Source organism: Acinetobacter sp. YH01004 (assembly GCF_013420455.1).
GTDB lineage: Bacteria > Pseudomonadota > Gammaproteobacteria > Pseudomonadales > Moraxellaceae > Acinetobacter > Acinetobacter towneri.
Genome location: NZ_VOXZ01000013.1, coordinates 66,171 through 81,232 on the forward strand (window position 1 = coordinate 66,171; position 15,062 = coordinate 81,232).

13 protein-coding genes and 1 pseudogene are annotated in these 15,062 nt (G+C 39.6%); 8 read left to right on the top strand and 6 right to left on the bottom strand.

Annotated features, from left to right (window positions below):
- Window positions 1–136: 136 nt before the first annotated feature.
- Together glnL and glnG are read left to right on the top strand one after the other, a co-directional pair.
- Window positions 137–1,246: a nitrogen regulation protein NR(II) gene (gene glnL / locus FTT71_RS09955; RefSeq protein ID WP_180160920.1), complete on the top strand. Its 1,110-nt coding sequence runs from the start codon at window positions 137–139 to the stop codon at window positions 1,244–1,246.
- Complete coding sequence (glnG, locus tag FTT71_RS09960; RefSeq protein ID WP_154320780.1) at window positions 1,233–2,711, top strand: nitrogen regulation protein NR(I); 1,479 nt, start codon at window positions 1,233–1,235, stop codon at window positions 2,709–2,711. The genes glnL and glnG overlap by 14 nt, the downstream gene beginning before the upstream one ends.
- 94 nt (window positions 2,712–2,805) lie before the next feature.
- Here glnG and FTT71_RS09965 read toward each other — a convergent pair whose 3' ends face one another.
- Window positions 2,806–3,135, bottom strand: a complete 330-nt coding sequence (locus tag FTT71_RS09965) for a hypothetical protein (protein WP_004976724.1) — start codon at window positions 3,133–3,135, stop codon at window positions 2,806–2,808.
- 120 nt (window positions 3,136–3,255) lie between these two features.
- Between FTT71_RS09965 and FTT71_RS09970 the strand changes: the two genes are divergently transcribed.
- Together FTT71_RS09970 and FTT71_RS09975 are read left to right on the top strand one after the other, a co-directional pair.
- Window positions 3,256–3,696 carry a guanosine-3',5'-bis(diphosphate) 3'-pyrophosphohydrolase gene (locus FTT71_RS09970; protein ID WP_180160921.1) on the top strand — a complete coding sequence of 147 codons (441 nt, stop codon included), beginning with the start codon at window positions 3,256–3,258 and terminating at the stop codon, window positions 3,694–3,696.
- 63 nt (window positions 3,697–3,759) lie between these two features.
- A complete protein-coding gene (locus tag FTT71_RS09975) occupies window positions 3,760–4,659 on the top strand; it encodes a LysR substrate-binding domain-containing protein (protein WP_180160922.1) in 900 nt (299 codons plus the stop codon).
- A gap of 224 nt (window positions 4,660–4,883) precedes the next feature.
- Here FTT71_RS09975 and map read toward each other — a convergent pair whose 3' ends face one another.
- On the bottom strand, window positions 4,884–5,678 hold the full coding sequence (map, locus tag FTT71_RS09980) for a type I methionyl aminopeptidase (protein ID WP_004976729.1): 795 nt from the start codon (window positions 5,676–5,678) through the stop codon (window positions 4,884–4,886).
- A gap of 350 nt (window positions 5,679–6,028) precedes the next feature.
- On the opposite strand from map, the gene brnQ reads away from it, so the two are divergent.
- Both brnQ and FTT71_RS09990 read left to right on the top strand, forming a co-directional pair.
- On the top strand, window positions 6,029–7,321 hold the full coding sequence (brnQ, locus tag FTT71_RS09985) for a branched-chain amino acid transport system II carrier protein (RefSeq protein ID WP_096901417.1): 1,293 nt from the start codon (window positions 6,029–6,031) through the stop codon (window positions 7,319–7,321).
- 571 nt (window positions 7,322–7,892) lie between these two features.
- Window positions 7,893–8,129: a hypothetical protein gene (locus FTT71_RS09990; RefSeq protein ID WP_004976747.1), complete on the top strand. Its 237-nt coding sequence runs from the start codon at window positions 7,893–7,895 to the stop codon at window positions 8,127–8,129.
- A 173-nt stretch (window positions 8,130–8,302) separates the two neighbouring features.
- Here FTT71_RS09990 and FTT71_RS09995 read toward each other — a convergent pair whose 3' ends face one another.
- On the bottom strand, window positions 8,303–8,755 hold the full coding sequence (locus FTT71_RS09995; protein ID WP_004976749.1) for a hypothetical protein: 453 nt from the start codon (window positions 8,753–8,755) through the stop codon (window positions 8,303–8,305).
- 140 nt (window positions 8,756–8,895) lie between these two features.
- On the opposite strand from FTT71_RS09995, the gene FTT71_RS10000 reads away from it, so the two are divergent.
- Entirely contained in the window at window positions 8,896–9,756 is an 861-nt protein-coding gene (locus tag FTT71_RS10000; protein WP_179993851.1) for an alpha/beta fold hydrolase, read from the top strand.
- A 267-nt stretch (window positions 9,757–10,023) separates the two neighbouring features.
- Here FTT71_RS10000 and FTT71_RS10005 read toward each other — a convergent pair whose 3' ends face one another.
- Window positions 10,024–11,547, bottom strand: a complete 1,524-nt coding sequence (locus tag FTT71_RS10005; RefSeq protein ID WP_004976753.1) for a TerC family protein — start codon at window positions 11,545–11,547, stop codon at window positions 10,024–10,026.
- Between the two features lie 777 nt (window positions 11,548–12,324).
- Here FTT71_RS10005 and FTT71_RS10010 point away from each other — a divergent pair.
- Complete coding sequence (locus FTT71_RS10010) at window positions 12,325–12,789, top strand: MarR family winged helix-turn-helix transcriptional regulator (RefSeq protein ID WP_004976754.1); 465 nt, start codon at window positions 12,325–12,327, stop codon at window positions 12,787–12,789.
- Window positions 12,790–12,843: 54 nt separating this feature from the next.
- Here FTT71_RS10010 and FTT71_RS10015 read toward each other — a convergent pair whose 3' ends face one another.
- Both FTT71_RS10015 and FTT71_RS10020 read right to left on the bottom strand, forming a co-directional pair.
- A complete protein-coding gene (locus tag FTT71_RS10015) occupies window positions 12,844–13,521 on the bottom strand; it encodes an SOS response-associated peptidase family protein (protein ID WP_096901413.1) in 678 nt (225 codons plus the stop codon).
- A gap of 115 nt (window positions 13,522–13,636) precedes the next feature.
- Window positions 13,637–14,944, bottom strand: a pseudogene (locus FTT71_RS10020) (aldehyde dehydrogenase family protein); the annotation flags it as partial.
- Window positions 14,945–15,062 lie beyond the last annotated feature (118 nt).

The window sequence follows — 15,062 nt, forward strand, 5'->3', positions numbered from 1 at the left end:
CTTCAGTGATAAATGCACTAAAAACGAAAAGTTGGCGTGCATTTTGCTTAATTCGCCTCAATTCGATCCAAATTTGGAACATGGCTGACAGATGACAATGCCCTTGCACAATATTTCATACAGGAAGCATTCACGAATGGATCAGACCCAGAGCATTGACTATCGTCTTTTGGTGGATAACCTCAGCACCGCAATTTTACTGGTTGATCGTGACCTGAATATTTTTTATTTAAACTCGTCTTGTGAAGCATTGTTTGATATCAGTTTAATTCGCGCTTCGGGGCAACCCGTTTTAAATTTGCTGCACATGCCTGATGATGAGTTCAATACGCAAGAGGCTTTCCTGAATACCATCAAAACTGGTCAACCCTACACCCGCCGTGAAGCGACCATTAATGTCAATTTTAAAGATATTCATGTCGATTACACTGCATCACAGTTAAATGCAGGCAAGCCTTATCATCCTCTTTTGCTGATTGAATTGAATCCGATTGATCGGATGCTCAAAATTTCCAAAGAAGAAAACTTTATTCAACAGCATCAAGTCGCACGTCAGCTGATTCGTGGTGTGGCACATGAAATTAAAAACCCGCTTGCAGGAATTCGTGGTGCGACACAACTGTTAGCACGAAGTTTAAATGACCCGAAATATGATGAATTTACCGACATTATTATTAGCGAGGTAGATCGTTTAAGAAACTTGGCCGATACCATGCTCGGCTCACGCCAACTACCAAGCTATGAACTGGTCAATATTCACGAACCTTTAGAACGGGTGCGCAGCCTGATCGTCAATCAAACTAAAAACAAAATAAATATTATCCGTGATTATGACCTTTCTTTACCTGAAGTCATGGCAGACCGCGATCAATTGATTCAAGTCATGCTGAATATTTGCGCCAATGCAGTACAAGCCATGACCGAACATCCCGATTTCTTTACCGAGCAACGACCTGAATTGATTTTAAGAACTCGTATTCAACGCTTGGTTACCATTAATGGTGTGCTGAATCGTTCTACCGTACGTGTTGATATTGAAGATAACGGCCCAGGCGTACCTGAAGACATTTTAGAATCCGTGTTTTATCCATTGGTGACTGGACGCGCAAACGGTACAGGACTTGGTTTGAGCATCGCACAAAATATTATGCATCAACATAACGGAATGATTGAATGCCAATCCATTCCAGGAAAAACAATATTTAGCTTATATTTACCTTGGGAGGCGTGTCATGTCGCGAAATAAAATTTGGGTGATTGATGATGACCGTGCAATGCGCTGGGTACTGGAAAAAACTTTTAGAGAAGAAGGTTTTGAAGTCACCAGTTTTGAAGAAGCACAGTCTGCACTAGATGAGTTAAACCAAGATGCACCCGATGTAATTTTGACCGACATTCGCATGCCTGGAATTGATGGTTTAACTTTTCTTGGCAAAGTCAAAGTCAGTTATCCCGACTTGCCTGTGATTATTATGACTGCGCACTCCGATTTAGAATCGGCAGTATCTAGCTATCAAACAGGTGCATTTGAATACCTACCCAAGCCTTTTGATATTGATGAAGCACTTGCTTTAGTCAATCGTGCAATTTTGCATATCACCAAACTACAACAGCAAGAATCTGCAAAATCGACAGTGCAGCCAATTCAATCGACAGAAATTATTGGTGAATCGCCTGCCATGCAGGAAGTGTTTCGTGCGATTGGTCGTTTATCGCAATCACACATTACTGTGCTCATTAATGGTGAATCAGGTACAGGCAAAGAGTTGGTGGCGCATGCACTGCATCGCCACTCACCGCGTAGCAGCAAACCATTTATTGCGCTGAATATGGCAGCCATTCCGAAAGATTTGATTGAAACCGAACTTTTTGGACATGAAAAAGGTGCATTTACAGGTGCCAATACACAACGTCAGGGACGCTTTGAACAAGCCAACGGCGGCACCTTGTTTTTAGATGAAATTGGTGATATGCCTTTTGAAACCCAAACCCGCTTATTGCGCGTCTTGGCAGATGGTGAATTTTATCGGGTTGGTGGACATATTGCTGTCAAAGTGGATGTACGGATTGTCGCAGCAACACATCAGGATTTGGAAAAACTGGTACAAGATGGACGCTTCCGTGAAGACTTATATCATCGCCTGAACGTCATTCGGATTCATATTCCTAAACTGGCGCATCGCAGTGAAGATATTCCAATGTTGGCACAGCACTTTTTGGCACGTGCAGGCAAAGAATTAGGCGTGAGTCCAAAAATATTGCGTCCTGAAACAGTCGAATATATGCAGCAATTGCCGTGGCAAGGTAACGTGCGCCAATTGGAAAACACTTGTCGCTGGCTTACCGTGATGATTACAGGACGTGAGGTCTATCCTGAAGATTTACCAACCGAACTCAAGCAAATTCCAATTGAAAAATTAGCCGAACATTCTGCGCTTCATGTGGCAGATCGGGTATCTATGCAGCATTGGGATGAATTACTTGGGCAATGGGCAGTACAAAAGTTAAAAAATGGCGAGATGAAACTTCTGGATATCGCCATTCCAATGTTTGAACGCACCTTAATTAATGCTGCACTGCAACAAACCCGTGGACGTAAACGTCATGCCGCTGAATTATTGGGTTGGGGACGTAATACTTTGACGCGAAAACTCAAAGAATTAGGAATGGACAGTGCCGATGATGAAATAGAAGAAGATATGGAGAGCTAAACGCAGAAAAAATATCTAATCCATCAAAATATAGGGAAATTCAGCTTTTGAATTTCCCTATTTTTATATCTTAGACTCTCTAAGTTAAGTGCAATTAAGCCGCGGTAAATCCAACATAGCGAGATAAACCTTGCACGCCTAAATCCGTTTTATAAATCAAATATTGCGGATAACGACTTGAAGTCAGTTCTTGCCACATATCCAACTGATCATCATGTGCATGAATTTCATCGACACTGCGTGGCATGCTTTGTTCAAATACATCTGAGGCATATTCAAAACCCAAATCCATTGCGACAAACAAAGTATGCTCGCAAGGCTGAATATATTGTTCTTCTGCCCAATCAATAACAGCATGTTGGCAATGTGGGCAAAGCAAATTTTCAGTCGCAGGCGTATTCAGTTCAATGAGTTGATATGGCATAGAGCAGCATCACCAATAGTAAAATAGATAAACATAAAATCTGTTTGCATCATAACAAGCAATTTCTATATTTTGCGCTAAGCACGGCTTATAATTATAGAAATTTTTTTAATTATACTTATGGCAACTCTAGAAAATGCAATTACACTTGCAGTACAACAACATACAGGGCAGCTAGATAAAGGCGGTCAGCCTTATATTTTGCATCCCTTACGTGTAATGTTGCAATTACAACAGCCCGATCAGCAAATTGTCGCTGTACTGCACGACATTCTTGAAGATACCCACACCACAGCACAAGACCTGCAAAATTTAGGATTTCAAACGTATATTATTCAAGTAATTCAGGCTCTCACCAAACTGCCGCATGAAACTCGTGTTCAAGCGGCTATGCGTACTGCACAAAACCCGCTTGCCTGTGCTGTAAAAATTGCAGATGTGCAAGACAACATGAATTTAACGCGGATTCCCAATCCTACAGCACGTGATTTAGCCCGTTTAGAAGAATACCGACAAGTTTTAGAGATTCTGCAAAAAAGCACAGCAATAAAGCACAATTAAAGATTGACAACATGCAACGATGCCACTTTAATTTAAGTATTGTTGCATAAATGGAATTTAGTCATGCTTACAGATTTGGATGATTTTTATTGTTTTGCCCAAGTGGTCGAACATGGTGGATTTAGTGCAGCAGAACGCGCCACCGATATTCCAAAATCCAAACTTAGCCGACGCGTACACAACCTAGAAGAACGCTTAGGTGTGCGTTTAATTCAGCGCAGCTCACGTCATTTTGCGGTCACAGAAATTGGTATGAATGTGTATCGGCATGCGCAAGTAATGATGAATGCTGCCCAAGCCGCGCACGACTTGGTCGATCACCTAAGTATTCAACCGCGTGGTGTAATTAAAGTCAGCTTACCTGTTTCAATTGCACAAAATGAAATTGCCAAAATCTTGCCTGAGTTTTTGAAAGCCTACCCTGAAATTAAAGTACAGCTAATTGTCAGCAACCGTCGTGTCGATATCGTCAACGAAGGGATCGACATTGCCCTGCGTGTCCGCTCAAATTTAGATGATGATCCAAGTTTGGTGATTCGCAAATTCAGCAACATCGAACAACATCTATTTGCCAGTCAGGCTTATTTGAATGAATTTGGCGATTTGAAAAAATCTGAAGATTTAAGTCATCATAAAATTTTAAGCATGTCGGATGAGCATTTAGATCAATACATGGTTGTGCATGATCAACAACAGCAACCGAAAAAAATTAAGGTCAACCCTACAGTCATGGGTTCAGATTTAATGATGCTAGCGCAATTGGCACGACAAAATTGTGGCATTGTGTTGTTGCCTGACACGATTGTTGAAGATTATGTTGCATCGGGTGAATTGGTTCGTGTTTTACCCGACTGGCACGCACCGCATGGTATTTTCCATGCCGTCTATCCATCACGCCGTGGTTTATTACCTGCTGTACGTGTATTTATCGACTATTTGGTCGAAAAGCTAACCATTCGTTAGCACATAGGATCTTTTGATTTCAGATACGAAACAGCAAAAAAAAAAGCTTATCTAAGACAGATAAGCTTTGAAAACTACAATCTAAAATAAGAAAGCTAAAACAAAGAAACTACAGCAAGTATCTTTGACTTCAATTATAGCGATTGTTCATTTTTTAACAAATAGTTTAAAACTAAAGTCTAAGATGTTTTATCTATCAGTCTTAACCTGAAAGCATTCGTGCATTAAATTTCAGGATAACTCCCCGTACCTTCTGGCCACGGCGATAACACTTCAAAGCCTGTATCAGTCACAGCAACCATGTGTTCCCATTGTGCAGAAAGTGATTTATCTGTCGTCACCACCGTCCAGCCATCTTTCAGTTCTTTCACACGCGCTTTGCCCGCATTCACCATTGGCTCAATGGTAAATACCATGCCTTTTTTAAGCACCAAGCCTTGTCCAGGCTGACCATAATGCAGCACACTTGGTTGTTCGTGATACACCTGCCCAATACCATGTCCGCAATATTCACGCACAATGCTAAACCCTTCACGATGCGCCACACTTTGAATGGCATAGCCAATATCGCCCAAAGTCGCGCCCGGTTTCACCGCATGAATCCCTGCGCGCATCGCCTCATAAGTGGTATCGACCAGTTTTTTCGCTTCTGGTTTCACCTGACCCACATAGTACATACGACTGGTATCACCATAAAAACCATCTTTAATCACTGCCACATCAATATTAATAATGTCGCCATCTTTTAAAATGGTTTTGGATGATGGAATACCATGACAGACCACTTCATTGGGTGAAATACAGGTGGTTTTGGTATAACCATGATAGCCCACATTGGCAGGAATGACTTTTAAGGTATTTACAATATAATCGTGACACAAATCATCTAAGTATTCTGTCGTGACTCCGGGTTTGACATGCTCGCCAATCATCTGCAACACCTGAGCAGCCAAACGCCCCGAAATGCGTAATTTCTCAATATCTTGCTCTGATTTAATGCTGACTTTAAGGGCGCGCATGATGAACTCCTGACCTGAAGCCTGAGATTATAGCCCTTTCGGCTTGTAAAATCAGCTCAAGCTGCCAAACAAGTATCCATCGTCATGCGACCAACAGTTTTGTTTAAGAACTGCGCATTTAAAATAGCAACCAAAACTTATACTAGATAAGCCATCTATACTATGTGGGATCAGCATTTTTCAAAAATACATCAGATAAACAGTAAGTTATTTAATTTTTATAGTGAAGATTAAAATAGCCTACAAACACATATCATAAAAAATATTCATATGACCTATAAAATAAATTAGAAAATCATAGCTCGATCTACTAAAATCGCTTTCTTTTGTTTACATCTTATTTCTCTCCCATGACGAATTTACGCACACGGGATATTATTGCCTTGGGTTTTATGACCTTTGCGCTGTTTATTGGTGCAGGTAATATTATTTTCCCACCTATCGTGGCACAGCAAGCGGGCGAACACGTCTGGCTTGCTGCGCTCGGTTTTCTCATTACCGCAGTTGGCTTACCCGTGATTACCATTATGGCGTTGTCACGTGTCGAAGGTTCTATACAAATTTTAAGTTCGCCTTTAGGCAAAATCGCGAGCTTAATTTTAACAGTCGTCTGTTATTTAGCGGTTGGCCCGCTTTTCGCCACACCACGTACCGCTACCGTATCTTATGAAATTGGTTTCTCTGCCTATTTTGGCGATTCCGCGAGCACCTTATTCATTTATAGCGCCATCTATTTTGCCTTGGTGATGTTAGTTTCACTGTATCCACACAAAATTTTAGATACAGTGGGCTATGTACTTTCCCCGCTTAAAATTCTGTCATTACTAATTTTAGGCATCACTGCATTTATTATTCCGACAGGTACAATTTCACCTGCCATTCACAATTATGTGAACAGTCCTGTATCTGAAGGCTTTATTAACGGTTATCTCACTATGGATACCTTAGGTGCATTGGTATTCGGGATTGTGATTATTAATGCGATTCGTTCACGTGGCGTAACTGATAAAAAACTCATCACCCGCTATGCGGTATGGGCAAGTTTAATTTCAGGGATCGGTTTAACTTTAGTTTATCTAAGCCTATTTAAACTGGGGATGGGCAGTCACGATGTTGCCGCCAATGCCAGTAATGGTGCAGTCATTTTACATGCCTATGTGCAACATGCTTTTGGCGGATTTGGCTCGGTATTTTTAGCTGCAATGATTTTTATTGCCTGCATGGTTACGGCAATTGGACTGACATGCGCATGTGCTGGATATTTTGAGCAAATTACTAAAATTCATTATCGCCGTTGGGTATTTATTTTAGTGGGCTTTGCCTTTGTTATTTCCAATCTTGGACTCACCAAACTCATTGCAGTTTCAGTGCCTATTTTAAGCGCGATTTATCCACCTGCAATTGTGGTCATTCTACTCAGCTTTTTCTGGGGATTATTCCGTATTCCAACCCGCGTGATTGCACCTACTGCCGCAGTTGCATTGCTCTTTGGCATCATTGATGCAATGAAGGCCGCAGACTTAGCTAGATTCTTGCCAACCACACTGACCAATTTTCCCCTGAGTGAACAAAACCTCGCTTGGTTGATTCCTGCATTACTGATTTTTGTATTCGCTGCAATTCATGATCGAATGAAAAAATAGCCAGTACGGACTTCGAGCTCGGCATTTTTTCAAGTCATGCTCTATTTTCGAGCTGTATTGTATTAAAGTCGTGTTTTATCCAAATACGAATTTAAGTTAGACAATAATTGTCAGGTTTTACCCAAACCCGCACTTATTGTTTCTTGTGCTAAAACTGCCTCTTTTTAAGGCAATTTATCAGTCATGATAATAGCAACCCAAATAATTATTTGGTATAAATAAACAAATGAAATTAAAATATTTTCAATAAAAAACTAAAACAAAATAAATCATTCACCCATTTTAAGCAGAGCTCAAATTAACGCTAAAGTCGTATAGTCGCCCTCAAAATTAGCTGGCATAAAATATGCAAGTACGATTGAAATCGTATTTAAATGGCTTAAAAAACACACTACTTTTTATTATTTTGTAAATAAATGATAACAAATAGTAGTATTTCATATGAAAATGATGTTTTTTATCAAAATATGACTATAAGGGCTTGAAATAGTTTGCTAAACAAGGTAGAACAATAAAACCAATCTGACTAAAATGCTCTGATTTTAGTGATTTATAACAAGGAGGGATGGAGATGTTTTCACATTTCAATACGCAAGTCTTCATTAACGCTCTGAAGGCTAACCAAAATCTAGTTACTTTTTTAAGCACCACTTTTGCACTGATGCTGACCCTATTGCTCCAAGGCTCAATTCAAGGCAACTTGAAACCAACCTATTTTTTATATGCCTTATTGGTATGTATAGCCTTTGCGATTTGGACATCCATTGACCAAAAGTTTCGTGAACATAAAAACGTAGAAGTTCATTAATCATACCCTAGCACCCACTCATTTTAGCTTTTTCGCTTTCACTTTGCGGCAGATGGATCACTCCTCTGCCGCCAAACTCAAAAAGTAGATTCTAATCATCATTCCTGATCTACAGCAAAAATCTCAAAATCTTCTACGGGCTACCAAGAAAAAATTAAACTGAGCAATTAGAATTACAACAATCCATAGATTGCGCCAAGCAATAACACACTAGTCCCACCCAATTCAGCCACAATCAATAACAGCATCGCCAAACTCATGCACCAACTTGGCAATGTCCATGCTGCAATTTGATGCGGTTGTTTAAATTGATTAGTGGTATCTTTAAGCAATCCATGCAAGATATAACTCAGAATAGAAAAGCTAAAAAATACTAAATTTAGAATCACACAAATTAAAATTACAGTGGCATCCCAAATACAAAAATAAGCCAAGACCGCTAAAATTAAACTTGCAGGTGCATATAACAAACTACTGCGATGTGCGATATCCACATAATAATGAGCACGCGCTTGGGCAGAAGCACGAATTTGCCAATATTTCCACACGCCTGTAAGCATCCCCACCCACAAAAATATTCCACTGAAAATAATCGCAAGGCGCACTGCCAAAGATAAACTTTCCATGTTTAACACTCTTTTATTTTTCGTGTGGCTATTTAACTACACTCGCAGACTACTAAGCTTGACTTTAGAGTCAGAATAAATACAAGTTTCTTTTTGGAACTCGTGTAAAGTAACTTTATTCTCATCATCCTTAAAACATTATGAGCACATTTGAAAGCTTAAATATTATATGTGCAGATGGTTATGCCCTCGCTGCCCGTTATTATCCAAATCAATATACACAAGCACAGCGTCTACCCATCTTGATTTGTCCCGCGACAGGCATTACCAAGAATTTTTATCACGCTTTTGCCACATGGCTAAATGAACAAGGCTATGCTGTGCTGTGTTTTGATTTTCGTGGTATTGGTGATTCGTTACACGAACCATTGAAACAATGTGAAGCCAGTATTGTTGATTGGGGGCAGTTAGATATTCCTGCAGCAGTAAATACTTTGCTGCAAAAAACGCAAGCTGAACAAGTGGTTTTATTGGGACACAGCGCAGGCGGACAATTACTGGGGATTAATCCTGAATATCATAAAGTGGCAAAAGTCGTAGCTGTTTCAGGCTCTACAGGCCACACAAAAGGTTTAAAAGGTCGTACTCGCCTACTTGCCCCTGTGATGTTTAAAGTTATTTTTCCACTTGCCAGAATCACACATGGTTATGGCCCAACCAATGCAATTGGCATGGGCGAAAACCTACCTAAAAATGTGGCCCAACAATGGGCACAATTTTGTAGCAAACCCGGCTATGTCATCAATGCTATAGGCAAAACAGTTTCACAGCATTATCACGATGAAATTCGTTGCCCGATTACTGCTATTTGGAGTTCGGATGATGAGATTGCCACCGAAGCCAATGTGAAAGATTTACTCCGTCTCTATCCCCATGCATCGACTAATATGATTGAACTTAAACCAAAGCGTTATCAGCATAAAGCCATTGGGCATATGGCGATGTTTAAAAAGTCACATCGAAATTTATGGAATGTGATTGAAAATCAATTGGCAGTTTAATTTTTAGTGGCGAAGTCACATACAAATTAAACATTTGTTTTAGTTTCTCGCTTTTTCTTTTCCCTGTTTAAGCAACCAAATTTGTAATCCTGTTTGGTTGTTTCTTTTTTTCTATTCCATGCCACATTTCATGTTCAGCTTTTAAAATCCAGACTTATCGCTGATACACATTTTCAGGATGAAACATCACAATCTTTTTATTACACCATAAAAAAGCTCCACCATTTCGGTAGAGCTTTTTGAGTGATTTAATTCAAAGCTTAGTAATTAGCGTAAGCGAATCATCACAGTTTTAATACGGTTACCATCAAGTTCTGTCACTTCAAAGTGCACACCTTGATAATCCAACTGCGTGCCGACCTGAACTTCACCTTGGGTTTTATCTAAAATCAAACCTGCAACGCTAATGTAGCCTGCATCTTCTTCAATCAGATCCATCATACCCAGTTCAAGTTCAAGCTGGTATAAATCCAGCATACCTGTTGCTTTCCATTCGTTTTCATTGGTTTTAACCAAATCTAACTGTTCGTCTGCATCAGGGAATTCACCTGCAATCGCTTCAAACACATCAAGCGGTGAAATCAAACCTTGAACATTACCAAACTCATCGCTGACTAAAACCAAAGAACCTTTAGAGGTACGTAACGTATTGATCGCATCAATCACTTTCATTTTTTCAAAAATGTAAATTGGACGCTGACGTTTAATTAAAGCTTTAAGCTCTTCTTCTTCGTCCAATACATCCAACAACTCTTTGGCACGTACAATACTAATGACTTTATCTAAACTACCACGACACACTGGGAATAAGCTGTGTGGTACAGATAGAATCTGTTCGCGGATTTGTTCAGGTGAATCTTCAATATCGACCCATGAAATTTGGCTACGTGGCGTCATAATTGATGCGACTGAACGCTCTGCCAAGGTCAAGACACCACCAATCATGTAGCGTTCTTCATCTGCAAACGCTTCTTGCGCTTCGTTATGCAAATCAGGGCTACTGGTTTCAACTCGCCCCCCCATCAATTTTAAAATTGAATCTGCAGTACGGTGACGTAACGGAATTTTTGCTTCATGTTTTGCAACATTGCGCTGACCAAATTGGTTAAACGCTTCAATAGCAATCGCAACACCAATACCCGAATAGATATAACCTTTAGGGATATGGAAGCCAAAACCTTCTGCAATCAAGCTGATACCAATTAATAGTAAGAAGCTTAAACACAAAATCACCACTGTTGGATGACGGTTCACAAAAGCAGTTAATGGCTTAGATGCAAGTAACATCACCAACATTGCAACCACCATGGCAACCATCATCACATAGATGTTGTCAACCATGCCAATTGCGGTAATGACTGAGTCTAAAGAGAAAACTGCATCTAGAACAACAATTTGTGCTACAACTGCGGCAAAACTTGCATAAACCACATTGGTCGTGACTTTGACTTCGGGTTTGCCTTCCATCTTCTCATGCAACTCTCCTACCGCCTTATAGACGAGGAACAAACCGCCACCCAAGAGAATGAGGTCACGCCCTGAAAAGGTTTTTTCAAATAAGGTAATTAACGGTTCGGTTAAAGTAACCAACCAAGAGATTGCAAATAACAATCCTAAACGCATAAACAACGCTAAAGATAAGCCAATCACACGGGCTTTATCACGCTGTTCTGGGGGTAATTTTTCTGCAAGAATTGCAATAAAGACTAGGTTATCAATACCTAATACGATTTCTAGAATAATAAGTGTAATTAAACCAACCCATATTCCCGGATCTAATAAAAACTCCATTAGTTCATAGCTCCGAGATAGTTAGCAGAAATCGAAATATAAAGTAGACCTGCGCACGGCGACGGATCCATAAAAGTAACCTTTTTAGCAATAGATAGCTTAATTATGCACAATCTTGAACATTTGTAATTAAATTTTTAATTTTTTTGAATAAAACTAAACAGTACGATCTATAAGAAGGTTTTTACTTTATTTTTCACATTCTTAATTTTTTTAGAGCGATGACAGCCAAACAAAAGCCGTGAGAATGGATTAAAAATGTCAAATGAATTGTAATGTATTTTTAGACGCATTAGTCATAGATTACAACTGTAAGCCAACCCACACTTTAATCTAAACTTAAAATATTGATAAAAAACAACTATTGTTAAAAGATTAGACCAAAGCTTATAATTTTTTTGCAAAATTCAACGCAATAACCCGCACTTTTACCTAAAAGCCAAGTGTACAAATGTATTTTTTTAACTAAAATGCAGCCTAAGTTGATGGTTAAATTGATAATTCAACTTATAAAACCAGATAACTCACTACTAATCCAAACTAAAACAATTCTATAGGATTAATTGATATGACACATGAATATGGATTGAACTTAAACAAATGCCTACGCGCTTGGAAAAATAGCCATTTCAAAGCCAGCTTCTAAATCGAGATTCATTATATTTCGTCAGATTTCAACCAAATTTTAGCCACTGAAAGCATCTTGCTAAGCACATGAGTTTTCACATAAAATGTGAAATATCAAAAATACAATTAAAACAATGCAGGGAATATGCAATGTCCAAGAAATATTCAAAATTTCTACCATCCGCCGACCAATATGATATTGAACAATTTCCGTATTATTGGGTCACACAAGTACATGCTCAATATGTACAGAATGTCGATCAGGCACTTAAAAAGTATGGTTTAGATAATTCTCGCCGTCGTATTTTATTGGCATTAAGGTCAAAAGCACATGCGAGTGTGTCTGATTTGTCAGACATGGTGGTGTCAAAAATGTCAACTACAACTAAAATTGTTTATCGTTTAAAAGATGAAGGTTTGGTTGAAACTTATTCTTGTGATGATGATGCGCGTATCACTCGTGTCGTGCTTACTGAAAAAGGTAATGAGATGACCAACAAAATTAATGATCTGACTAGCGTTGTTTTAGAGCAGTCATTTGATGGTTTAACTCCACTACAAATTGAAAAAATGATGGAAAGTTTACGTCATATTTTTAATAATTTAGCACGCTAAACATCACGTTATTGTTCCACATCTGTTCTTATCCTATATAAGCACAAGATGTACTTAAAGATCGAAAAAATTGAGCTGGGGGCTTACTTTTTCGATCTTTGCTTTTGGTACATGTGAACACTCAAACTCGTCTAAAGGAAAGCCCTGCACAAAGCTGTGTATGTTCGGTGTTTTCAAACTTAGCCATTCATCTAAACGTGCATGTGGAATAACAATAACAGAACGTTTGACTGGCCCAGGCTCATGAAATTCCTTCATCATCGCGTGATCAATTGCGTCCATGGTAATCATACTCGCAGAACGGACAATTTCTTCCGTGCCTTGCCCATCCTTTAAACGGCAAATTTCATACAGTGCTGCAATAAAAAAGGCCTGTCCATCTTTACGACGTACACCCCAACGCTGCGGTTTACTGTCTATATATTTGGATTCATAAAATTCTGACACAACAATCGCGCCAAATTTACACTTATAAGCAGCTTCACTAAAACTTGGTTTTTCTAATAAAGTTTCGTTACGGCAATTATAGGTTTTTTGCGCAATACTTCTGTCTTCCGCCCATTTGGGAATCAAGCCAAAATTCACCGAGCGCCACTCTAAACCTTGTTCAGACTTAAACAATAGTGGCACACTCGAATTTGGATACGCTTCTTCAGCATATTCAAACGGAATTTCAGGCAGACCTAATGCAGATAATTGCGCTATGCTTATTGGTTTAAAATTGGCACACATATACAAATTGGATGATTAGACACACGCACTATATTATGCGTTTTGATCATGAACAGTAAGTGCGCACCCACGCATTCCTTCTTACTCAAACAAAACGCAGGACAAATAATTACCGTTAAGCTGGCAATGTCAGCCAATGCGTGCGGGTAAATTCTTCAAATATCCAGCGCCCATTAAAACGACCTAAGCCTGAGTTTTTCTCACCACCAAACGGTGCATTGGCATGATCGGCAACGGTAATACCATTAATATGTGTCATTCCAACATCAAACTGTGCTGCAAATTCTGCACCGCGTTCTACATTTGTAGTGCATACAGCAGCAGATAAACCATAGCGTGTATCGTTCGCTAACTGTAAGGCATGTGCGGTATCTGCTGCTTTGAGAATCGGTAAAATAGGTCCAAAACTTTCATTTTGTACAATTTCTGAATCGGCAGCGACATTCACAAAAACATGTGGTGCAACTAAGTTCCCCGTAACCCCGCCCGCATAAACCAATTCTGCACCCTGCGCCTGTGCTTTTTTAATAATATGCTGATGCTTTTTCACCTGTTCTGCATTAATAATTGGCCCAATCAAGGTGTCATTTTTATTCGGATCACCTACTACTAATTGCGACACACTTGCTAACAATTTTTCAAGATAGGCTGCATAAATAGACTGATCGACAATGACCCGATTGGTACTCATGCAAATTTGACCTTGATGCAAAAAGCGCCCCATCACAGTTAGTTCTACGGCCAAATCTATATCTGCATCATCCAAAATGACTAAAGGTGCATTGCCACCGAGTTCTAAGGCGACACGTTTTAAATGCTCACCCGCAACGGCCAGTTGCCCTACATGCTGTCCAACTTCTGTAGAGCCTGTAAATGAAATCATTTTAGGAGTTACATGCTCAACAAAGTAATCACCAATTTCACGACTCGCACCCGCCACCACATTGAGTACGCCTGCAGGCAAGTCTGCTTCTTCGAACAGTTTACCGAGTATAGTTCCACCTGTGACTGGCGTATCACTGGCAGGTTTGAGCACTACACTATTACCACAAGCAATCGCTGTAACCACTGAACGCATAGACAAATGGAAAGGGAAATTCCACGGACTGATCACAGCAATAACACCCAAAGGTTTACGCAAAACAACACTACGGACTTTCGGATCTTTGCTTTCCAGTTGCGTCGTGGTCATTTGCTCGGGAAATTGTGCAGCTTCTTGAATAATCCCTAAAGCAGCATCGACTTCGATATTGGCTTTTAAACGGGTACTGCCCGACTCATCAATCAGCCACTGGATAATTTCTTCGCGTCGTTGCTGAATGACTTGCTCTAAGTTCTTAATGATGTATTGACGCAGACTTGTGGATTGAATCAATTGTTCATCAAAAGCTTTTTGCGCTGTACTATAGGCACTTGTCCCGTCCTGAAATAAGTTTACACCTTAAGAGACTTATTTTATGGAACATGCACGAGAACAACGAGTTAAGCGCACACAACGTGATTATAGCTTCGCCTTTAAAATGATGGTGGTACATGAAGTA